General features: G+C 60.5%; 15 protein-coding genes. 8 read left to right on the forward strand and 7 right to left on the reverse strand.

The window, feature by feature from the left end; translation table 11 throughout:
- Positions 1–797: 797 nt before the first annotated feature.
- The 5 genes from ACE3NW_RS08065 to ACE3NW_RS08085 form a co-directional block, all read right to left on the reverse strand.
- Positions 798–1,355 (reverse strand): single-stranded DNA-binding protein, encoded by a 558-nt coding sequence (locus ACE3NW_RS08065; protein ID WP_374282217.1) that lies wholly within the window; start codon positions 1,353–1,355, stop codon positions 798–800.
- 34 nt (positions 1,356–1,389) lie between these two features.
- On the reverse strand, positions 1,390–1,728 hold the full coding sequence (locus ACE3NW_RS08070; protein ID WP_374282219.1) for a hypothetical protein: 339 nt from the start codon (positions 1,726–1,728) through the stop codon (positions 1,390–1,392).
- 101 nt (positions 1,729–1,829) lie between these two features.
- The gene (locus ACE3NW_RS08075) at positions 1,830–2,480 is read right to left on the reverse strand and encodes a biotin attachment protein (protein WP_374282221.1); all 651 of its coding nucleotides are present in this window, start codon (positions 2,478–2,480) and stop codon (positions 1,830–1,832) included.
- A gap of 136 nt (positions 2,481–2,616) precedes the next feature.
- Positions 2,617–4,872, reverse strand: a complete 2,256-nt coding sequence (locus tag ACE3NW_RS08080; protein ID WP_374282223.1) for an acetyl-CoA carboxylase carboxyl transferase subunit alpha/beta — start codon at positions 4,870–4,872, stop codon at positions 2,617–2,619.
- Between the two features lie 204 nt (positions 4,873–5,076).
- Positions 5,077–6,531, reverse strand: a complete 1,455-nt coding sequence (locus tag ACE3NW_RS08085) for a biotin carboxylase N-terminal domain-containing protein (RefSeq protein WP_374282225.1) — start codon at positions 6,529–6,531, stop codon at positions 5,077–5,079.
- A 313-nt stretch (positions 6,532–6,844) separates the two neighbouring features.
- Here ACE3NW_RS08085 and ACE3NW_RS08090 point away from each other — a divergent pair, with 313 nt between their 5' ends.
- The 3 genes from ACE3NW_RS08090 to ACE3NW_RS08100 all read left to right on the forward strand — a co-directional run bounded on the left by ACE3NW_RS08090 (position 6,845) and on the right by ACE3NW_RS08100 (position 12,339).
- Complete coding sequence (locus ACE3NW_RS08090) at positions 6,845–7,756, forward strand: purine-nucleoside phosphorylase (protein ID WP_374282227.1); 912 nt, start codon at positions 6,845–6,847, stop codon at positions 7,754–7,756.
- A gap of 184 nt (positions 7,757–7,940) precedes the next feature.
- The gene (typA, locus tag ACE3NW_RS08095) at positions 7,941–9,770 is read left to right on the forward strand and encodes a translational GTPase TypA (protein ID WP_374282229.1); all 1,830 of its coding nucleotides are present in this window, start codon (positions 7,941–7,943) and stop codon (positions 9,768–9,770) included.
- A 511-nt stretch (positions 9,771–10,281) separates the two neighbouring features.
- Positions 10,282–12,339 (forward strand): cache domain-containing protein, encoded by a 2,058-nt coding sequence (locus tag ACE3NW_RS08100; protein WP_374282231.1) that lies wholly within the window; start codon positions 10,282–10,284, stop codon positions 12,337–12,339.
- A 126-nt stretch (positions 12,340–12,465) separates the two neighbouring features.
- Here ACE3NW_RS08100 and thiM read toward each other — a convergent pair whose 3' ends face one another.
- Complete coding sequence (gene thiM, locus ACE3NW_RS08105; protein ID WP_374282233.1) at positions 12,466–13,299, reverse strand: hydroxyethylthiazole kinase; 834 nt, start codon at positions 13,297–13,299, stop codon at positions 12,466–12,468.
- A gap of 78 nt (positions 13,300–13,377) precedes the next feature.
- Positions 13,378–13,725, reverse strand: coding sequence for a DsrE family protein (locus ACE3NW_RS08110; RefSeq protein WP_374282235.1), 348 nt, complete (start codon positions 13,723–13,725; stop codon positions 13,378–13,380).
- Positions 13,726–13,857: 132 nt separating this feature from the next.
- Between ACE3NW_RS08110 and ACE3NW_RS08115 the strand changes: the two genes are divergently transcribed.
- From ACE3NW_RS08115 to ACE3NW_RS08135, 5 genes are all read left to right on the forward strand, one after another.
- Positions 13,858–15,846, forward strand: a complete 1,989-nt coding sequence (locus ACE3NW_RS08115) for an autotransporter assembly complex family protein (RefSeq protein ID WP_374282237.1) — start codon at positions 13,858–13,860, stop codon at positions 15,844–15,846.
- The gene (locus tag ACE3NW_RS08120) at positions 15,846–20,024 is read left to right on the forward strand and encodes a translocation/assembly module TamB domain-containing protein (RefSeq protein WP_374282240.1); all 4,179 of its coding nucleotides are present in this window, start codon (positions 15,846–15,848) and stop codon (positions 20,022–20,024) included. The genes ACE3NW_RS08115 and ACE3NW_RS08120 overlap by 1 nt, the downstream gene beginning before the upstream one ends.
- 222 nt (positions 20,025–20,246) lie before the next feature.
- Positions 20,247–20,690: an MOSC domain-containing protein gene (locus ACE3NW_RS08125; RefSeq protein WP_374282242.1), complete on the forward strand. Its 444-nt coding sequence runs from the start codon at positions 20,247–20,249 to the stop codon at positions 20,688–20,690.
- Positions 20,691–20,723: 33 nt separating this feature from the next.
- Complete coding sequence (locus tag ACE3NW_RS08130) at positions 20,724–21,038, forward strand: hypothetical protein (RefSeq protein WP_374282244.1); 315 nt, start codon at positions 20,724–20,726, stop codon at positions 21,036–21,038.
- Positions 21,039–21,052: 14 nt separating this feature from the next.
- Positions 21,053–21,577, forward strand: a complete 525-nt coding sequence (locus tag ACE3NW_RS08135) for a GNAT family N-acetyltransferase (protein WP_374282246.1) — start codon at positions 21,053–21,055, stop codon at positions 21,575–21,577.
- The last annotated feature ends 1 nt before the right edge of the window (position 21,578 follow it).

Below are 21,578 nucleotides of genomic sequence, written 5' to 3' on the forward strand. Positions count from 1 at the left end.
CGATCTGCTTCAGGCCTGCGGCTTTTTTCTTCTCGTCATCCAAGGCCTTACCTTCCAGAAGGCAACAGACCAGACCCTTACCGCCATGAGGAGCTACCAGTTTGGACATTGCGAAATCCTCCGAGTTTTAGTTATGTGGGCATCCTTCCGTGGCCAGCAACGCCGTGCGGAAGGCCAGTGTTCAAAACGCATCTTGTGAATATTCTAACAAAAAGTCAACTACCTCTTAAAAATTTTTCTGACCACTTGCTCAAAAACCATTGTTCCGGCCAGTCGTGCGGAAAATTCACGGAGAGCTATACGCTGAATCGCGCAAAAAGAGAAGGGGGGCAGACAAGAAAAGTGTGCCTAACCCCAAAAGGTCATGTGAAAGTGCGCTTTTTTTCGCAAAGCCTTTTGGTAGGCTTTGGCGCGGGGGCTGGGCGCTAGTGGTCTGTCATAAGCGGGTGGCGCGCTATTGGCCTGCTTGGGGCACGCTTGCATGTTTTTGCAGAAGAAGAGAAATTTTTCTCAATCTCGCCTGTCGCGCCAAACAGGTCACGCAAAAAGGGCGTGGAGTATCCACGCCCTTTTAGTGTTGCCGAGCAACACGATCGGAAACCAGGAGCCGGTCGCGGCTTTGCCGCGCCGTAAAGCGAGTGGTTTCCGTGTATTTCCGCCCGGCAGCGTAGCCGCCCCGGCGGATCAAACTCCGTCAGGCGGAGTTTGCCATGCGTATGCCGCGTGGTTAACCCACGAACGCGCCCAGGGCGCGCCCAGGCCTAAAGCCCTGCTGCTCGCTACTGAAGCACGACTGCCTAGAACGGCACGTCGTCCATGTTGGAAGCTTCAGAGGGAAAGGCGGGGCCCAGGTCGTCGTCCATATTCTGGGGTTTGCGGTTACCCTGGGGGGCAAAGTTGCCCTGGGGGCGTCCGCCCTGACCACCCTGGCCGCCACGCGGGGCATTGGCACGCGGGGCCGCAGAGGCGGCAGGCGCGCCGTAGTCGTCTTCAAAACCACGGCCACCGCCGGCATCGCGCGGGGCATCGCCCTTGCGGTCAAGAAACTGCACGCGCTGGGCCTTGATTTCGGTGGTATACCTGTCCTGACCCTGCTGATCCTGCCACTTGCGGGTTTGCAGGCTGCCTTCCACATAGATCAGGCTGCCCTTGGCGAGAAAGTTGGCGCAGTTTTCGGCCTGGCGCTGAAAAACAGAAACCCTGTGCCATTCGGTGCGGTCCACCTTGTTGCCATCGCGGTCGGTGTAGGATTCGTCGGTGGCTACGTTCAGGGTGGCAACAGGCGAGCCGCTCTGTGTGTAGCGCAGCTCGGGGTCGCGGCCCAGACGGCCAATGATCATTACTTTGTTCAGCATGGTGATGCTCCAGGGTCGTATGCGATTTTTGGGCTCAGGCTACAAATGCTTTTTCGAGCTGATCCAGCACGTCTTCAAGTTTGTCGCTCAGCTTGTTGGCGTCGCGGGGCTGCCAGTCTGCCAGGGCCGCCTCAATATCTGCCTTGAGCCGTGCGGCCTCAAGAATGCCGGGGCCAAGGGCCTTGCGGCGGGCTTCCGACCACGGCAAAAACTGCAAACCATCGTCCAGCGCCCGCACCATGTCAAAAACACCGTGCTTTTCGTGTTTGATGGGTACGCTGAAAGCGAGCTCCGTGAGTTTGGGCCAGAGCTTTTCAAGCAGGTCTTCGTTCCATGTAACGGCGCTCACGCGGATTTGCAGTGCTTTGCCCATTGGTGCTCCGGTTGGCGGCAGCCGCCCTTGTGCCTGTGCGGTGCCTGCCCTGGCCCACGCATGACGCTGCGGGCCCTGGCAGGGGCGTTGTTTGGGGAATGCTAGTCTTTTTCTGTCCACTCTGTCTGCACGCGCATGATAACTTCCTGAATGGCAGGCAGCTGATCCTGCGGGCAGACGCCAATGAGGGGCGCGCCAGCATCGATATTTTCGTTGTATGTAAAATACACGGCGTAGATAACGCCAGCGGGGCCTGTGTATGCCAGCGGAACCTCGCGCTTCATGCGTGACATGATGAGCAGTTCCATGCCCTCGCGCACGGCCACAGACTGGGAGTCGGCAGCGTGTATTTTTTTGTCCACTTCAGGTGTGAAGTAGTACTTGGCCCGCTCGGGCGCAACAAAAAGATGCAGGGCTTTTTGCAGCAGTATGCGTTCCACCTCGGCGCGGGTGAGCATGTGGCGCACCACGGCAAGGGGCGTGCCCGCTTCTGCAAACGTGCCTTCGAGCTCGCTGTGCAAAAGGCTGATCTCGCCTTTTTCGTTGGCAGAAATGGGCTTGGGGTTACGCTCGCGTTCAAGGGTGGCGATGAGAGTGCCCGGCTTTTCCTTCCACTGGCCCTGCGGCCCCACGACCTTGTCGCCCTGTTTTATGCCCGAAAAAGTCACCTTGCCCGAATGGGGCGTACTGATGACGATCTCGCGGTAGGGAGAAGCCTTTATTTCGTCCAGCAGTGCAGATATGTTTATCATGCTAGGATCCGTTAAGCGTTATATATTGGCGGCGTTGCCCAAGGCCGGTTTGATCCGGCCCCGGCAGATGGTGGCCGGACAGTTCCCGGCCACCTCGCCGCTCGGAATTATCTTGCAGCGTCCACGCAGGCTGGCATTACCTGTAGTACAGGTTTCTGCCGCCAATGGTCAGCAGGGCCTGTTTGAGGTTTGCCCGCACTTCGCGCCTGTCCCAGATGCCCTGAATGTGCCCGCGCGAAAGGGCGCGGTACGAGCGGTGGTACTTGGGCGGAATGTCCATGCCGGTTGTTTCCTTGATAACGCCCGGCCCGGCAAAGCCGATGTTGGACGAGCGCACGGCAAACTGGTAGGGCGAGCAGCCAAGAAAACTGGCCACTGGCCCGGCAAAGGAATTGGTGTCGTACAGCACCATGTACAGGCCGCCGGATTCGATGTAACGGCGCACGGCCACGGTGCAGCGGGGCATCTGGATAACGCCGTGCGTGCCTTCCTGAATGCGTATGCCAGCCGTACCGTGTACATAGGCAAGGAAGGGATAGCGCTTCTTGGCTGCGCGCTGGGCCGCCTCCACAAACTTGTAGCCCTCGGCAGCGCCCACAGAGCCGCCCCGGAAGGTTCCCATAAGCATGGCAACAACCATCTTGGTGTTGTCTATGCGGGCTTCAAAGGTAATGCAGCCGCTCTTGGCCCCGGTTTTTTTCTGGGCGTCGAGCACACGGTCGCTGAAGTTGGGGAATTCGAGAGGATTACCCGCTTCGATCTCGCTGTTGAACTCAAATACCGAGCCGAGATCAAAAACGTTCTTCACATACCATTCCGGCTCCATGGGAAAATGGTAGCCGCAGTGGCTGCACACGCCCGCAAATTCGGCAAACAGGTCTGGGCCCCACAGGTCAAGGCAGCCGTAGGCGGCGCTGTTGGGGCAGGTAATGGCGCGGTCGGCCTTGTAGCGCGGCGAAATATAGTTCCACCGGCTGCGGCGGCCATCGTCCGACCATGTGGAAAGGGCGGTCAGTTCCTTGACCTTGCTGTTCTCCACCTTGGTGCTGGGAAGCTTGCGCGTAAGCTTGCGCCAGGGGGCAAGCAGGCGCCCCTTGAACACTTCCCATTCGTTTTCAACTTCTTCCACAAAGGTGCGTATGCGCCTCTGGTGTTTGCGGTAGAAATCGTACTTGAAGCTGACCCAGGGCTTGGTGACCCAATCCCAGGTGGCAACGGCCATCTTGGTAAAGAAGGGCCGCCTGTCGCGGGCCGCCTGTCGCGAGAGCCGCAAAAACTTCTGTTGGCGGCGTTCGCGCAGCCTGTCCTTGGCGGCAGAGGTCAGGCCCCAGCGGGTGTACATTTCGTCCAGGTTGGCATCGGGCTTGCGCACGCGGGCCAGAGCCAGGCCCTTGAGGCCGGGCATGGTGCGCGTGGAGATCACCACTTCGTCGGTGGCGCGCAGCACTTCCTGCCGCAGATTGCGGAAAAAGTCGAAGTGCCAAGGGCGCGCGCCCAGAGGCGGCTCCTGCACCACGCGGTCGATATAGCCAAACTTGAGGTTGTCCTGCGCGGTCATCTTGAGGTTTGTGGCGCAGCTCTCGATCAGTTCTGGCGTGGCGCGCTGGCCAGCCTTGATGCGGCCTTCGATGGCGGCAGCACCCTCTGGCGAAATGACCGAATAGTAGCCGTGCGAAAGCATCAGGCGTTTGTCGGCCAGGCCAATGGCCTCGGCCCCGCCAGAGCCGCCCTCGGAAATAACGGCAATAACGGGCACGCGCAGGCCGGCCATGCAGTAGATGTTGCGGGCGATCTGCTGTGCCGCGCCGGGGTAGTCCTCGATGGGGAACGAGCCGGGCGTGAAAATGTAGGTGTGAACTGGGATACCCTCGGTTTCGGCCACGCGCATGTACTGCTGCGCCTTGGCGTTGCCCCAGGGCTTGACCGAGCCGCCGTTGCGGAATTCCGCGCCGTGGCCTTTTTCCTGCCCGATAACCATGACCGACTGGGTGTACACCTTCTTGCCACGGCGGCGGGTAATAACCGCACGGGCAATAAGCATGCTGGGGTCGAGGCTGTGCTCGTCCTGCCCGCCCACTTCGGTAAAGTTGTCGTAGACGTTTTCGAGAATGTCGCGCAGGCAGATACGCTGGGAATGGCGCACAATGCGCACCTTGTCCATGGGCGTAATGCTGCCTTCAAGGCGGCGTTCCACGTAGTTGAAAAGGTCTTCTACGGTGGCAAGTTCGGCATAGGGATCTTCTACCGTGCCGGTGCGGACGCGCGCGGCAAAGGCGGTCAGCTTTTCTTCAAGCAGATCGGCGTTGTCCTTGTGCTTGCCAGCAAATATTTCCACCAGATAGGTCAGCCTGTCGCGCAGGCTCTGGATACGTTTTTCGATGTTGTTGTCCATAATATATTGGGGCCAGCTAGACTGGTTTTTTTAGGTAGGCGAAATCCCCGAAAATCAGGGCGGCCAATGGGTTGTCTGCCAGCATGCCTGCCCGTGGGAAGCGCGTGGGCGCGGTGTGGGCCGCAGGACTGCCGCTTGCGCTGGCAGCGCAGGCGGGCTGTGGCCGATGGGGTGGCAATGCCTTGTTCATGGGCTGGTTCCCTGTCAGAAACGCAAGATGCGTTCTGTGTTGGCCGCAAGGAAGTTGACGTTGGATTTCAGCTCCTCGCCAGCGGTATTGTGCCCTTCCAGCCGCAGATCGCGCAAAAATTCAAGGCCTCGGGCCTTGGCTTCCTCCAGATCTTTGCCCCAGATGATGGCAAGAGCCAGGTTGGGATCAAATTCTGTGGGAATTTCATACGGTTCTGTGGTTGGTACATGGGTGAGCATGGTCAGCCAGGGCTGTTCTTTCCAGCCAAAGCGTTCGATGCGCCCCACCCAGGGGGTAAAGTTGTTGTCCGGGTCTTCGGCGATAAGGCGGTACTCGATGCCAAGGCCCTCAAAGCTGATATCGCTTTGGCCGTAGCCCAGCGGTTCGCCAAGGCCAATGCGTATCTGCTCGGCAATAAGGTCTACATCGCCCTTGCCGCCCACTTTTGAAATGCGGGCAGAAACGCCGTTTTCAACCTGGATGCGCGTGTTCACTTCCATAAGGAAGGGTTCGCCCTTGCGGGTCACAATCCATTCCCAGGTTCCCACATTGTCGTAGCCCACCTTGCGGGCCATGGTGAGGGAATAGTCAACGATATCGCGCAGTACCTTGCCCGCGTCAAAGGTGTACTTGAGCTCGTCGGGGGCAAAGCCGGGGGCGATCTCGATACGCTTCTGGCGGCCAGTGGACTGGATGGAACAGTTGCGCGTGCCGAAATGCACGGGGTTCTGCCCAGAACGGTCAGAAACAACCTGTACTTCAAGGTGGTTGAAGTCGGTGATGCGCTGTTCGATAAGCACGCCTTCGTCCTTGAACTGGCGCAGGGCGTAGCTGCGGATACGGCGGTAGACCGAGCGGAACTGGTCCGGGTCGTACACTTCTTCAATGCCCATGCCGCCGCCGCCAGCCGATGCCTTGACCAGCACCAGCGGGCGGGTGATGCCCTGCTGCGCCTGGAATTCAAACACGCTCTTGGCAATGCGTTCGGCTTCCATCTCGTCGTAAATGGGACGGTCGGAACCCGGCACGGTGGGCACGCCCAGGCTGCGGGCCAGGCGCTTGGTGTTGATTTTGTCGCCCAGCTCGCGGATTATCTTCCACGAGGGGCCGATGAATATGAGTTTCCGGTCGCGTTTGGTCACGCGGCGTGCAAAACGATAGTCCTCGGCAAAAAAACCGTAGCCGGGATGCACAGCGGTGCAACCCGCTTCATCGGCCACGGCCATGAGTTCGTTGGCGTCGTGGTAAGAAGACACGCGGTAAAGGCTTTTTTCTCCGCCTTGTTCGCGTGCCAGCCGCACATGGCCCGAAGCCGCATCTTCAGCAGTGAAAATGGCTGCAAAGGCCACTCCCAGCTTGCGGCAGGCGCGCATGATGCGCATGGCGATTTCGCCACGGTTGGCCACCAGAATTTTGTGCTTTTGCAGGGGAATGCTGTCCTGAGCTTTGTCCAAGCCTGTCTCCCTCATTAACGTGCGATTTTTTTTGTGTTGGTTATGCCCGGCATGGCCGCCCGTGCCCGTGGGCGGTGGCGGCGTATCCGAAGTTTGGATTTGCATGGCGGGATGTTACGGTTCTGTTTTGTAGCCCGTACCCCCTTGTGGGGTATCGACTGGCGGGCTATACAGGCAATGCATCCGCACCTCATACCCGTTTTTGGCGCGAAAATCCACTCGCGCAGAGGCTGCCCCGCACAAAAAGCCGCGCAGCGGCAAAGAGAAGCGCGGCGCGGATTGCGGCCTGGCAGCAGACCACGGAGCCTATTTTTTCAGGGGGGATTCTATGCAAAATTTTCAAGATGTCCAGCGTGCCGCCACAGCCCTGCGTGAGGCCATTGAGGCAGCGCAGGGGCCCTCGGCCTTGCCTCTGGGCGCGTGCAGGCTCGACGCTGGCGCGCAGGCCGGTGCGGATGCGCCCATTGGCATTGTGCTGGGCACGGGGCTCTCGCATCTGGCAGACCGGCTGCAAGACCGGGTGGTTGTGCCCTATGCCGACTTGCCGGGTTTTCCCGTATCAAGCGTGGAGGGACATGCCGGAGCCTTTGTGTGGGGGCGCTTTCCCGGTGCGTGCGGTGAGGACGATTGCGTGGGCCGCTACGCGCTCATCCAGCAGGGGCGCTGCCATCTGTATGAAGGGCGCAGCCCCGCAGAGGTGTGCATGGGCGTGCGCGTCATGGCTGCCCTGGGTGCAAAAATGCTCATCATCACCAATGCCGCAGGCGGGCTCAACCCGCAGTTTGATGCGGGCGGCATCATGTGCATGACCGACATCATCAACCATACGGGGCATTCGCCGCTTACCGGCTTTAACCACGAGGGCTGGGGCCCGCGTTTTCCCGACATGTGCGTTCCGCTGGACGCAGACCTGCGGGCGCTGGCGCTCGAAACCGCCGCCAAGATGAATCTGCGGCTCGAGCGCGGCGTGTACATTGGCGTACACGGGCCAGAGATGGAAACCCCGGCAGAAACGCGCATGTACCGCCAGTGGGGAGCCGACGCCGTGGGCATGAGCACCGTGCTTGAGATCATCGCTGCCCGTCATATGGGCATGCGGGTTTTGGGCCTTTCATGTTTGACCAATAAAAATTTGCCCGACTGCATGACCCCGGCTCCCTTGGAAGAAATTCTGGCAGTGGCCGCTGTGGCGGGCAAAAATCTGGGGCGGCTTATCCGCGCTATGGTGACAAAACTCTGAAAAGTGGGTAAAAGCGCGGCCCGGACACAGTAAAGAATAAACAATACCGACTGCTGGTTTTTCCCCCTGCCTGCGTCGGCCTCGTCCCGACGCTTAACTGCCGCAGCCTTGCTGCCAGTCGGAATCTCCCCTTGGCGGGGAACAAAACCGCACTACCCAGTGTTTTTTTTAAGGGCAAAAAGCCATGCAACACAATGAATCCCTCCGTAACGTAGCCATTATCGCCCACGTTGACCACGGCAAGACCACCCTTGTGGACGGTTTGTTCAAGCAGGGCGGCGTTTTTCGCGCCGACCAGCAGGTGGACGACCGCGTTATGGACAAGATGGACCTTGAGCGCGAACGCGGCATCACCATTGCGGCCAAGAACTGCGCCGTCAACTGGAACGGAGTGAAGATCAATATCATCGACACCCCCGGCCATGCCGACTTTGGCGGCGAGGTGGAGCGTTCGCTCTCCATGGCCACAGGCGCAATCCTGCTGGTGGACTCCTCCGAAGGCCCGCTGCCGCAAACGCGTTTTGTGCTGCGCAAAACCCTTGAGGCCGGTCTGCCCGTGGTTGTGGTCATCAACAAGATCGACCGCAAGGACGCCCGCCCCCAGGAAGTGCTCAACGAAATTTATGACCTGTTCATCGACCTTGACGCCAACGAGCACCAGCTGGAATTTCCCGTGCTCTACGCCATTGGGCGTGCTGGCGTGGCCATGAACAATATTGATGATGAACAGAAGGACCTTTCGCCCCTGTTCGACGCCATTGTTAAGTACATTCCCGGCCCCAGCTATGATGCGGAGCAGCCCTTCCAGATGCTGGTGGCAGACCTTGACTATTCCGACTACCTGGGCCGTCTGGCCGTAGGCCGCATCATGCACGGCACTGTCTACGCCAAGGAATCGCTGGCCTGCATCGGCGAAGACGGCCAGCCCAAGCCCCTGCGCGCCACCAAGCTTCAGGTGTACGACGGCTTGCAGGTGGTGGAAGTGGAAAAGGCCCTGCCCGGCGACATCGTGGTTCTGGCCGGTATCGAAGATGTCACCATCGGCGATACCATCTGCACCCGCGACAATCCCCGCGCCATGCCCCGTATCCGCGTGGACGAACCCACCGTGGCCATGCGCTTTGGCATCAACAGCTCCCCTCTGGCCGGGCGTGAAGGCAAGATTGTGCAGAGCCGCGCCATCTATGACCGCCTGGTCAAGGAAACCCTGCGCAACGTGGCCGTGCGAGTTGAAAACACGGCAGACCGTGATGCCTTTCTGGTCAAGGGCCGTGGCGAATTTCAGATGGCCATTCTTATCGAAACCATGCGCCGCGAAGGTTTTGAACTTTCCGTGGGCCGCCCCGAAGTTATTCTGCGCAAGGACGATAATGGCAAGGTTATCGAACCCATCGAACGTCTGTACGTGGACTGCGACGAAGTGTTCATGGGCGTGGTGACCGACAAGCTGGCCCAGCGCAAGGGCCGCATGCTCAACTGCGTCAACAACGGCACGGGCCGTGTGCGTCTTGAATTCAGCGTGCCTTCGCGCGGCCTTATCGGCTACCGCGACGAGTTCCTCACCGATACCAAGGGTACCGGCATCATGAACTCCTACGTTGAAGGCTACGAAGAATGGCGCGGCGACTTCCCCACGCGTTACACGGGTTCCATCGTTGCTGACCGCGCCGGCTCCGGCGTGGCTTACGCCCTCTTTAACCTTGAGCCGCGCGGTGTGCTTTTTGTGGAGCCCGGCGACCCGGTCTACGAAGGCATGATTGTGGGCGAACACAACCGCGATAACGATATCGACGTTAACCCCACCAAGGAAAAGAAGCTCACCAACCTGCGCGCTTCGGGCAAGGATGAAAACGTCACCCTCACCCCGGTGAAAAAGATGACCCTTGAGCACGCACTGCACTTTGTGCGCGAAGACGAACTGGTGGAAGTGACCCCGCTTTCCATCCGTCTGCGCAAGGCCGAGCTTTCGGCCATGAAGCGTTACCAGACCGCAGGCAAGCGCAAAAACAGCTAGGTTGCCTGGGCAGGCCCTAACAGGCCGCAGCAACATATATTGGTCAAGGCCGCCGGATATTTCCGGCGGCCTTGTTTGTATATGGCGTAACAGGCTGTCATGTTTATGCTTGGTAGACTGTAATTAAAATTATTTTAACCTGGGGCTGGGGGAAGATGCATTTATATTGCATTCGATTGAGTAAAAAATAGAATAAAATACGCAATTGAGACGTAAAAATATATAAGTGTAGTTGCAAAATGTTCAAATGTATATTTGTGAAAGATGTTTTTACAGTATGGATTAAATCTGTGGTCACATTTGCGCATAATGCTGCGTATCATTTTTAATAAGGCATGATGTCTGATTACTTTGTGTTCACACATAACAAAAAAATAGAGTATTATTGACAATTTTTTAATTTTTTTACAGGGTCGTTTTCCCCCCAGTTTTGATTTCAAATATCCAGTGCAATCTGTATTTGATTATCAGTGATCTGTTTTTTGAACTGCGTTGCGGCGTCAAGAGAGGCTTGAACGAGGTGATAGTGCGCCAGTCCCATGCGTCCGAAACAGAGGCCGTTGAGCAGTTGATTCAGTACATGCCTGATATCAGGCGTTGCCACACGGTATTTTCTCAGCTTGAAAGGCAGTGGACGTGGATAGCCCTGACGGGAAAGATCAACTGCAACGCCATTGCCGCCACGCTGTTCGATTTTATTTTCAAAACTCGCGATACCTTTGGGCAGCTGCGCAAGGACATGACCGCCATGCTGGCCGAAAAGCTGCTAGAAAAAGCCGTGCGCGAGATGTCGCCCGTGGCCCAAGTGGTCATGGACATCATCAAACGCAACCTGTACGAGCGCACCGCCGATGTGAGCTTTCTGGCAACAGACGGCGAAATCATCAGTTTTTTGCAGGGGGCTTCCACCGATGTGGCCGCCTTGCGCTCGCGGTTGGCCGCATACCGCGCCAAGTACAGCGTGTACCGGGATATTCTGGTGCTCGATACGCAGGGCAGGGTATGCGTGCAGCTCGACACCCGCAGGCCGGTGAGCGCCTCAAGCGACCCGCTTGTGGCCCAAACCCTGGCCGCCAGCGAGTTTGTGGAAACTTTCCGTCCTACGGATCTGTCACCAGATGGACGCGCAGCCCTGGTCTATTCGCACGTTATTCGTGCGGAGGGCGCAGCAGAGCCGCTTGGTGTGCTCTGCCTTGTTTTTGACATGGATGGCGAGGTGGCAGACCTGCTTGCGGGCATGGCCCGCTTTGCACAAGACATGGTCATCATGCTGCTCGACAGCAGGGGCGAGGCCTTTGCCAGCAGCGATGCCCGGCAGGCCCCCGTGGGGCGCACCTATGCCCGCACCCCGGCAGACAGTTTTGCAGTCAGCAGCTCTGGCAACAGCACCACGCTGGCGGTTTCGCGTCCGTCCGAGGGCTATCAGGGCTATGAGGGGCAGGCATGGCAGACCCATGTGTTGCGGCCTGCGCAACGCGCCTTTGCCAGTAGGCCCACCGAGGGGCTGGATGTTGCCCTTGTGCGGCGCGAGGCGGGTTTTTCTGCCCAGCTGACCAATATCGAAGGTCAGGCCAGCGATGTCATGGGCGACCTCACGCTGGCGGCGCTCAACGGACAGATCATGGCCGCGCGCCAGAGCGGCAATGCCCGCGAGGACGAGCGCCACGCCGCGCAGGCCCTGCCGCCCATTCTGGATGCGGTGAGAAAGATGGGCATAGAGATGGAGCGGGAGTTCCACTTTTTTACCGACGGCCTGCTGAAAACAGTGACAGCCTCGCGTCTCAACGATGCCTCGTTTCTCGCATCCATCACCGTGGAAATCATGGACCGCAACCTCTACGAGCGCGCCAACGATTGCCGCTGGTGGGCGCTTACGCCAGATTTTCGCCGTATTTTGGCCCAGCCTGCGATGGACAAAAAAGCTCTGGCGCGGCTTGAGAATATTCTTGAATATATCAACAGCTACTACACTGTGTATTCCAATCTTTTTCTTTACGATGCCCACGGCGTTGTGCTGGCCTGTTCACAGGCAGCGGAGCGCGGCCTCTACGGCCAGCAGATAAACGAGGACTACGTGCGCCGCACCCTGTCGCTCAAGGATTCGGACGATTTTGCCGTGTCGCCTTTTCGCACAACCTCCCTGTACCATCCCAAGGGCAAGGCGCAGCCCACCTATGTGTACAGCGCTCCCGTGTTTGCTCCAGAGGGGGGGCAGGCCGTGGGCGGCATAGGCATTGTGTTTGATTCGCTGCCGCAGTTTGCCGACATGCTGGCCGATACCCTGCCCAAGAACAGCGAAGGCGCGGTGGTTGACGGCGCGGCGGGCTACTTTGCAGAGGCGGGTGGAACCCTTGTGGCCGCCAGCGAAGCCCACATGATACCCGGCGAGAGCAGCCCCTTGCAGCCCCAGTGGCTGGCGCTGGGGCAGGGAGAGTGCCATTCGCAGCTGGAATCGGTGGAAGGTGTGCTCTATGCCGTGGGCTGCGCCCGTTCGCGCGGGTATCGCGAATACAAGCGCGATGGCCGGTACAGCAACGATGTTTTGTGTGTGGTGCGCTTGCCCATTTAAAAGCCAGATACCTGTTCAGAAAAATCCAACAGTTCCCGCCATAGTAAAGCCCGCCCTTGCCCCAGGCCGTACCAGTGGTACAGCCGGAACAAAGGCGGGCTTTTTGCAACTTGGTAAGGGCGCAGCCTACAGAATGTGCTTTACGTTGGCCCGGCAGGTAATGGCGGGGCCGTCCAGCGTGCTCATGGCGTCCAGCAGCATGGTGCGGTACGTGCCCGTGCCGCCGCCCACTGCGGCCATGTTTTCAGAGGCGATTTCGCCAGCCACGCCCATGGCGCACACGGCGCACAGGCAGGCCTGGGGCAGCTCTGCCGGGGCAGCGGCCACGCAGCAGCCTACCACCACGGCGGTCATGCAGCCCGATCCTGTAATGCGCGTCATGAGCGGGTCGCCGTTGCTCACGGCCCAGGCTTTCTGGGCATGGGCCACAATGTCTATGCGCCCGCTCACAATCACAACGGCTCCGGTGGCGGCGCTGAGGTCTGCGGCCATGCGTGCGGCAGGGGCAAGATTGTCCTCTGAAACCAGCGCCCCCTGATCTGCGTCCACGCCGCGTGCCGTGGCTTTTTCTCCAGCCAGAAAGCGGATTTCAGAGCTGTTGCCCTTGATGACGGCAAAGCGCACTTCCTGCAAGAGCCTGCGCAGGGTTTCGTTGCGCAGATCTGAGGCCCCCGCGCCCACGGGGTCGAGCACGACGGGAATGTTCAGGGCATTGGCCCGCCTGCCTGCGACCAGCATGGATTCAACCGTGCGCGCATTGAGTGTGCCGATGTTGAGAACCAGCGCCGAGCTCAGGGCCACGATCTGTTCCACTTCTGCCGCATCGTCTGCCATGATGGGCGAGCCGCCTGCGGCCAGAATCATGTTGGCACAGTCATTGACCGTTACATAGTTGGTAATACTGTGAACCACTGGGGTTTGGCGGCGTACCATATCCAGAATTTCCCCAAAGCATTCCATGCCCAGCCTCCTCCGGCATTGCCGCAAGCAAGAGTGTACAGCGCATACAGTGCCTGCCCCGCGCGGGGCCTGACCCCTCTAGGGTTTGATGTAGGCAAAACCCTCGCGCTGCAAACGCACAATTTCCACCAGGCCTGCGGGCACAACATCGCAGCCGGGCCAGATGCTGGCGTGGTCGATGTTGTTGTCGGCCAGCGCATTGGCGCAAAGCATGATGCGCAGCCCCTGATCTTGCAGGGGGGCCGCAATGGCGCGGAATTCTTCATTGCTTTTGACAAACTGGGTGACTGCGGGGCCGTTGGCCACCACCACAAGCTGAAAACGTTCTTCGGGCAAGGCCTTGATATAGTTGGCCGCATTACGAAGAACAAGGCGCAGGATGGCGGGGTCCTTGCTGTCCATGTGCAGGCAGAGATCGTAATTCATAATTGAATCCTGTGGTTATTCGGTGTGCAGGCACAAGACCTGTTGTTGCAATCCTAGCGGAGCGGCATTTTTTTGCAAGCGGCAGTTGCTAATGGTTCTTGATTCATGTTGTCGGGCATCGTATGTTTGGACATGATTCGTAACCTTGGCGCAACAGAAAATTCAAGGCCCTACTGCCTTGCGGTGCTGCTGCAATTGCTCGTGGCACTGGTTCTGCTTGCGTGTGCCGGCGGCTGCGGCCTGATTGCCCGCGCCCCGGCCGAGCAGCCCCAACCGGCCCCGCCGGGGCTGGAGACGGCCTGGCAGGGCAAGCCTGTGCCGTACAAGGTGCGCATCAAGGTGCAGAACGGGCCAGATTCGCTGGCAGGGCAAATGAAGGCCTCAAGCCAGCTTGTGCAGCTTGCCAAGGAGCCGCCCGACAGCCTGCTTGCGCTGGAAAGGCGCGCCCGTGCCGATACGGAAAGCGCGCAGAGCCTGCTGCATTCGCAGGGATATTATGACGGCACGGCCTCGTTTGAAATGGACAGGGAATCCACACCCGTTGCCGTGGTTCTCACGCTGTTACCGGGCAAGCGCTACAGCCTGGGCCGGGCAGACGTGTACTACGACCCCGAACCCGTTGTTCCGGCATATTTTCGCAACCGCCAGCGCGAGGTGGGCTTTTGGGGGCTGGAAAAAGAATCCGTGCCGCCGCCTTCCTTCCCCGCTGTTTTGCCCGGTGTTGCCATTGGCAAGCCCATTGCTGCCGATGATCTGCTGGCAGCGGTAAACGCCCTGCCCGAAGCCCTGCGGCGGCAGGGATACCCCATGGCCAGTGTTGCCGACACAAGTTATACGCTCGACCGTGAGGCCAGCAGGCTCAATGCCGATATTCTGGTGCGCCCCGGCCCGCCCGCGCTCATGGGCCGCATCGAGGTGCGCGGTGCAAAAGAAGTAAATGCCGAATACGTGCAACGGCTGGCCCCCTGGAACGATGCCGAAGAACCCTGGAATTCGGACATGGTGGAGGACTACGCCAACAAGCTGCGCGCCCTTGGCCTGTTCCGCACGGTGGAGGCCAAGGCCCTTGAAGAACAGCTTGCCAGCGGCGCGGGCCGTGACGGTGCGGCGGTGCTGCCGCTGGAAGTTACCGTGGCAGAAGCGCCATTCCGCTCTGTTGGGGCCAGCGCCCGCTACGACACCGATACCGGGCTTGGCGTGGAAGGCATGTGGGAGCACCGAAATTTTTTTGGTAATGGTGAAAAGCTTACCGTCAGCGCCCCCATCGCCACTGAAACCCAGGGGCTCAAGGCGGCATTTGAAAAACCGGCTTTTCTGGCCCGCGAGCAAAAGCTGCTGGTGACTGGCTCGACCCTGCGCGAAAATACCAGCGCCTACGAAAAAATGGCCGGTACGGGCGCGGGCGACATAGAGCGGCGGCTTTCGCGCCAGTGGTGGGGCAGCGCCGGGCTTGGCGGCGAAAGCGGCTCCATCAAGGACAACGAGCAGGACGCCAAGGGCTACGGATTTTTCGGCCCAAGGCTGGGGCTGCGCCGCGATACGCGCAACAATGTGCTCAATCCATCCGATGGTTCCGAGCTGGCCTTCAAATTCAAACCCTACGCCGGTTTTTATGGCGAATCCTTCAGCGCCATGACCGGCGTGGTTTCGGCCAGCGGCTATTACGCCCCCTTTCGAAAAAACGGCCTGCCAGATGACAAGCTTGTGCTGGCGGGCAGGGTAGAAGTTGGCGGTCTTGCCGGTGCGGGGCTGCGCGCCATTCCCGCCAGTTTGCGCTATTACACGGGCGGCGCGGGCTCGGTGCGGGGGTATGCCTACCAGTCTCTGGGGCCGCGTGACCACAAGGATGAGCCCCTGGGCGGGCGTTCGTATCAGGTGGTCAATCTTGAGGCCCGCTACAAAATTACAGATGACTTTGGCCTGGTTCCTTTTCTTGACGGCGGCATGGTTTACAGGGACGAGCTGCCGCGCATCATCGGCGATATGAACTGGGGTACGGGCCTTGGATTCCGCTATTTTACGCCCATCGGCCCGGTGCGGCTGGATGTGGGCTTTCCTCTGCAACCCATTGACGGTGACCCCCCGGTGCAGATTTATGTCAGCATAGGGCAGTCTTTTTGATGGATCAGGAACGCAAGGCGGCAACGCCGCCATCTTCTGCCGCCGATGCCGCGCCCAAGCCGTCGCCCAAGCCTTTGGCAGATACGGGCGAGGGCGCTACCCGGCCATCCCGCATGCCGGGGCAATCCCCCCTAAAATTCGGTCGGCTGCGCCGTGCGGGCAAGGCGCTGGGTTTGTGTCTGCTCGTGTGCGTTTTGGCTCTGGCTGGCGTTTTGGCTGGCGGGCTGGCGGCCCTGCGCAGCGAGAGTGTACAGGCGTGGCTGACAGATAAAATCAATGCGGCCATGGAGGCCGCGCCGCCAAACGGGGCTGTGGCGCAAGGCGAGGCTGCCCCGGCCATCCGTGCGCGTATCACCCATCTTTCCGGCCCCTTGCCCTTTGCATTTACGCTTGGTGTCGAGCTGTACGATGCCGATGGCCTGTGGCTGCGCCTGCCCGCATGCAGCGCCAGCTGGGACTGGCAGGCCTTGCCATCCGCGCTGCGCATGGCCTTTGTGCGCGTGGACAGTGCCGATCTGCTGCGTATGCCCCAATTGCCGGAGGCGGCGACCGTGCCGCCATCCACACCCCCCCTTACGGAAGCCGGTCTGCGCTCGGCGCTGGCCGATGCCCTGCGTGCCCTTGATTCTTTGCCCGGCTGGTTGCCGCAGGTGCGGATTGACGAATTTTCCCTGAGCAATGCCCAGGTGGCGCAGTCCTTGCTGGGGCAGGCTGGTCAGCCACCGGCAGATGCTGGCAATTCTTTGCCGCCCGCCCCTGACGATGCCCGCCCCGAAGCGGCAGCTCTGACCACTGCCCGCCTTGATGCGAGCCTGAAGCTTGTGGGCGGAACAGCTGGGGTGCAGGCAGATATGGAACTCTCCCTCAAGGGGGCTGACAACGCGCCCCTGCCTCTGGCCGGGCTTGCAGCCACGGCTGTTGAGGCCCGTGTGCAAGTTTCTGCTGTGCCCTCGCGGCAGGGGAATATGCTGGCTCTGGACGCAAGGGCGGGGCTTGCCTGTTCGCTGCACACGGCTTTACCCGCAGCAGCAGAGGCTACCTCTTCGCCCGTAGCTGATGCAGATTCCGCAGGCGGCAGCATGTTGGCAAGCCTGCTAGGGCAGGGGGCCAATGCGGATATGCGGCTGGTGGCACGCGTCACTGCTCCTGCGGGTAGGGGCCCTGCGGCAGGCGGGCGTGCGGCCATTGAAAAAATTTCTGTAGAGGCGGGTCCCCTGAGGGTTGCGGGGCATGCGGCGTGGGAGAGCGGCGCGGCGGATTTGTGGTTTGGCGGGCCGCTGGATGCGGATATCCTGACCAGCCTTGACTCGCAGAATGCCGACGTTCCCGATGCCAGCCCTGCGCGCACAAATGCGGGCGGGGGCCTGCTGCCCGCAAAAGCCCGGCTGCAACTGGCGCTCGGCGGGTCACTGGATGCGCCGGATGTGCGTGCGGCCCTCGACTGCCCCGCCTGGAATATGGGCGGGCATGCACTGGCAAATGTGGCCCTCAGGCTGGAAAGCGTGCCTTTTCGCTGGCGGCAGGTGCTGTTCGGCGCAGAAGTTGGCGCAGAAGTTGGTGCTGATTCGGGCCCAGAACTGGCCGTAAGGGTGCAGGCATCAGCCACGGCAGATTCCTTTGCGCAAAGCCTTGGTGCGACGGTATTCGCCCGCCAGACGCGGCAAGGCGACCGCAGCACAGTGCTGGCAGGCGTGCGCGATCTACAGGGTGATATCTTGGGCATTGTCGCTTCGGGACAGGTGGCGGCGGCCTTGCCCCTGCCACTGTCTGTGGGCGTGGCGGGCATGCCCCGCGTTGACGGCAAGGTGGATGTGCGCGTTGCAGACTGGAAGGCCCTTTCGGCCTTTTTGCCCGGTGCGCGGCTGGAAGGCGATGCCGCCCTGTCGCTGGAGCTGCTCTCGCAGCAGGCAGCGGATGGCGCGGGCACGCGGGCCTTTTCGCAGCAGGCCTGCGTGCGCTTGCGCGTGCCACGGCTTTTTTACAGAGAGGGTAGCGCCCCGGCGGTTGAAGTTCGGGGGCTGGAGGGCGAGGCCGCGCTGACCGATGTTTTTGGCGTCGGGCAGCTTGCCGCGCGCCTTGATCTTGGCGGACTGCACAGCGACGGCAAAAGGCTAGGGGCCAGGGTGCGTGCGCAGGGCTCGGTAACCGGGCCGCTGGAGGCAACGCTTGATACCAGCGGCTTTGCGGCGGCGCACTGCGCGTTGCGCTGGCAGCCCGGCACGGTTGAACTGCGGCGGCTCGAACTTGACCTGCCCGCGCAAAAACTGGGCCTGCGGGCCGCAGCCGGGGCCCTGGTGCGTTATGGAGCGGGGGAACTGGGCCTGAACGGACTTGATGTAACCATGAAACCCTCTGGCCGGTTGCGGGCCCAGGCCGCACTGGGGGCTGAAAAGCTCGATCTGCGCCTGACGCTTGAGCATCTGGCCCTTGCTCCCTGGCGTGTGCTCGTGCCCGCCCTGCCCGAAGGCACTGTTGAAGCCTCTGCACGGCTTGCGGGCAGTCCTGCCCAGCCCCAGGGTGATCTGCGGGTGGATGTTCGCGGCCTGACCCTGCCGGGGGGCGCTCTCAAACCCATGAATCTGAGCCTATCCGGCAAGCTGGAGCGCGAGGCTGCGGGGAGTGGCGCGCTGGCCATGCGTCTTGTGCCCGACCAGACAACGGTGGCGGCCCTGGGCGGCACGGAATGCAGGGTTGAGGCCCGCGTTCCCCTGCTGTTCGGGGCAGACGGGATGCCGCGTCCCCACATGCAGGGGCCGCTGCGGGCAACGGTGCGCTGGAACGGCGCTGTGGCCCCCCTGTGGAGCCTGCTGCCAGTGGCCGACCAGCGGCTTGCGGGGCGGCTTGCCCTTTCGCTTGATGTGGGCGGAACCCTTGAAGCGCCAGCCCCCAGGGGCTTTGTGCGCATGGACGATGCCCGGTACGAAAATCTTACCCTGGGCGTGCTGCTCTCGGCCATAAATCTGCGGCTTGATCTTGAAGAAGGCCGGACAGGATCCCTGGGGCTTGCCCGTGTGAACCTTGCCGCCGCCGATGGCCTTGGGGGAACAGCGCGTATTGCCGGTCAGAGCAGACTGGACGGTAGCCAGCTTGATTTCAATGTAACTGTTGACCATCTGCGCCCCCTGCGCCGCCGCGATATGCGCGTGGAGCTTTCTGCCCAGGCTTCGGTGGGCGGCAGCGCCACAGCGCCAGAGGTGCGCGGAACCCTTACTGTCAATCAGGGGCTGGTGCTGCTCAACAATCTTGAGGTCGGCGGCAGCATCACCACGCTGCCCATCAGCAATACCTCGCCCGGATGGGCCACGGCTGGGGCTTCCGGCCCGCCAGCCCCCACCGCAAAAGCCGTGGGTTCCGCTTCGGCCAAGCAGGGTGGAGGCAAGGCTGCCGCTGCGCCCGCTGTTGCCGTACAGGGTCAGTCTGCTGGCGGCAAGGCTGGCCTGCTCGATCTGCGCATAGTCATTCCTGGCCGTTTTGTGGTTGAGGGCTTTGGCCTCAAAAGCGAATGGCGGGCAGATCTGCATATTGGCGGCACGCCAGCCGAGCCCATTGTTTCTGGCCAGCTCAGCGCGGCCAAGGGCAGCCTTGATATTCTGGGCAAAAATTTCAAGCTGGCGCGGGGTGCTGTGACATTTGGCGGCGGTGCTGTGTCCAACCCCCTGCTCGATATCATGCTCACCAGCCAGACCCCGGCCCTCATGGCCAATATCAGCATTGTGGGAACCGTGCGCAAGATGCAGCTCATTTTGAGCAGCGACCCCGAGATGCCGCGTGATGACATTCTGGCCCAGATACTTTTTGGCAAAAGTGCCAGCGAGCTTGGGCGGCTGGAAAATCTGCGGCTTGCGGCGGCGGTTGCGCAGCTGGCCGGTTTTGGTACGGGCAACGGCGGCGGAGGCGTGCTTGATTCTGCGCGGCAGGCCCTTGGCGTGGACGTGCTGCGGTTCAATTCTTCCGGGGCAGGCCAGCAGGGGCAGGACGGTGAGAACATGGCGGCTGGGAGCTCGGTAGAAATGGGCAAATACCTTACGGAAGATATCTACGTGGGTGTGCAGCAGGGGGCAAAGCAGGGCAGCACTGCCTTTGTGATTCAGCTTGAGCTGACACCACGGGCTAATCTTGAGGTGCGCACCGAGCAGCAGAGCACCAAGGGCGGCCTGACCTGGAAATATAACTACTGATGTTCTGCGCTTGGCTGGCAGGGCAGGGTGTGATAACATAGCAAAAAACTGGCATTCTGTACTGCCGGGGGCAATTTTCAGAAAATCCGCCTTCAGACCGGGAATGCCCGGCAGAAAAGGCAGTGGTAAAGCTTCCCTTCTGGACGCGGCCCCGCATCTGGGGCAAACTGTGGCGGCCGCAGAGGTGCGGCAACAGGTTTATGCAAGCAAAGGAACAGCATTATGGGCACAATTGTGGCTATCTGCACCAGCCAGAAAAAGGGCACGGCCAAAAAGGCCGTAGCGTCTGCCAATATTATTGAAAATCACGGCATCGAGGGCGACGCGCACGCGGGCAACTGGCACAGGCAGGTGAGCCTGCTTTCGTGGCAGGCCATCGAGGCATTCAAGGCCCGTGGGGCGCTGGTTGCCAACGGCTGTTTTGGCGAAAATCTGGTGGTGGACGGCATTGATTTTGCCGCCCTGCCCGTGGGCACGCACATCGCCTGCAACGACGTGTTGCTTGAGGTGTCGCAGATCGGTAAGGAATGTCACAGCCATTGCCAGATATTCCACACCATGGGCGAGTGCATCATGCCCACCCAGGGGGTATTTGCCAAGGTGCTGCACGGCGGCGAGGTGCGCACGGGCGACACCATGGAAGTGCTGCCCACGGCTGCGGAATAGATCAAACCAGTCAAAGAATTTTAGTGGAGATGTATGGAAACGCTTAAAATGGTATGGCGCACTGTGCTTTTTCTTGGTGCGGTAACCGTGGTTTTTGTGCTTTATACCGTTGGGGTGGCCCTGGTTGAGCGCCATTTTTCGCCCAAGTATGCAAAAAAGCAGGAGCAGACGGTTCCGGTTGCCGAGGCTACTGCGCCGCAGGCCGAGAGCAGCGCTCGCGCCATGATCGACAGCGGCCAGCTGACCAGAGAGCAGAACAGCCCCGATGTGCAAAAACAGGAGTCTCCTGTTTCTGCTGGGCAGACGGCGGGGTTGGTGGCGGGCGCACCGGGGCAGAATGAAAGGTAGCCGGTAGTCAGGTCATGAGCATAAATGTTGTTGCCCAGCCTGTTGCAGGCGCGTCAGGCCTCGCAGGCAAGCTGGGCATTCGGCAGGCAACTGGGGCAGACCACGAGGCCCTGAGCCTGTTGTGGCGGCGCAGCGTAGAGGCGACCCACCAATTTTTGCCGCCCGCCGAGGTGGAACGTCTTTTTGAAGATGTACGCAGGCTTTATTTGCCAGGGGTAGAGTCCCTGTGGGTTGCCGAACTGAGCGAATCCCCATCTGCCGGAGCGCGCCCCGTGGGCTTTATGGGCTGCAATGGCCCCCAGGTTGAGATGCTCTTTGTCGATCCGGCCTGTTTCAGGTGCGGGATTGGTGCAGCGCTGCTGGCCCACGCAAAGGCGGCCCACAAGCGTCTGACTCTGGATGTGAACGAGCAGAACCCGCAGGCGTTGACGTTTTATGAACGGCAGGGTTTTGGGATTGTGGGGCGCTCGGCACAGGATGGGCAGGGCATGCCCTACCCATTGCTGCACATGGCGTGGCAGCGCCCGGAAAATAGTTGAA

Source organism: Desulfovibrio sp. (genome assembly GCF_041907885.1).
In the GTDB taxonomy this organism is placed as follows: domain Bacteria; phylum Desulfobacterota; class Desulfovibrionia; order Desulfovibrionales; family Desulfovibrionaceae; genus Desulfovibrio.

What these genes read in the sequence shown, in the direction of transcription:
- ACE3NW_RS08065 (WP_374282217.1), bottom strand. Translation starts at nt 1,355, where the DNA reads ATGCTGAACAAAGTAATGATCATTGGCCGTCTGGGCCGCGACCCCGAG.
- ACE3NW_RS08070 (WP_374282219.1), bottom strand. Translation starts at nt 1,728, where the DNA reads ATGGGCAAAGCACTGCAAATCCGCGTGAGCGCCGTTACATGGAACGAA.
- ACE3NW_RS08075 (WP_374282221.1), bottom strand. Translation starts at nt 2,480, where the DNA reads ATGATAAACATATCTGCACTGCTGGACGAAATAAAGGCTTCTCCCTAC.
- ACE3NW_RS08080 (WP_374282223.1), bottom strand. Translation starts at nt 4,872, where the DNA reads ATGGACAACAACATCGAAAAACGTATCCAGAGCCTGCGCGACAGGCTG.
- ACE3NW_RS08085 (WP_374282225.1), bottom strand. Translation starts at nt 6,531, where the DNA reads ATGAGGGAGACAGGCTTGGACAAAGCTCAGGACAGCATTCCCCTGCAA.
- ACE3NW_RS08090 (WP_374282227.1), top strand. Translation starts at nt 6,845, where the DNA reads ATGCAAAATTTTCAAGATGTCCAGCGTGCCGCCACAGCCCTGCGTGAG.
- typA (WP_374282229.1), top strand. Translation starts at nt 7,941, where the DNA reads ATGCAACACAATGAATCCCTCCGTAACGTAGCCATTATCGCCCACGTT.
- thiM (WP_374282233.1), bottom strand. Translation starts at nt 13,299, where the DNA reads ATGGAATGCTTTGGGGAAATTCTGGATATGGTACGCCGCCAAACCCCA.
- ACE3NW_RS08110 (WP_374282235.1), bottom strand. Translation starts at nt 13,725, where the DNA reads ATGAATTACGATCTCTGCCTGCACATGGACAGCAAGGACCCCGCCATC.
- ACE3NW_RS08115 (WP_374282237.1), top strand. Translation starts at nt 13,858, where the DNA reads ATGATTCGTAACCTTGGCGCAACAGAAAATTCAAGGCCCTACTGCCTT.
- ACE3NW_RS08120 (WP_374282240.1), top strand. Translation starts at nt 15,846, where the DNA reads ATGGATCAGGAACGCAAGGCGGCAACGCCGCCATCTTCTGCCGCCGAT.
- ACE3NW_RS08125 (WP_374282242.1), top strand. Translation starts at nt 20,247, where the DNA reads ATGGGCACAATTGTGGCTATCTGCACCAGCCAGAAAAAGGGCACGGCC.
- ACE3NW_RS08130 (WP_374282244.1), top strand. Translation starts at nt 20,724, where the DNA reads ATGGAAACGCTTAAAATGGTATGGCGCACTGTGCTTTTTCTTGGTGCG.
- ACE3NW_RS08135 (WP_374282246.1), top strand. Translation starts at nt 21,053, where the DNA reads ATGAGCATAAATGTTGTTGCCCAGCCTGTTGCAGGCGCGTCAGGCCTC.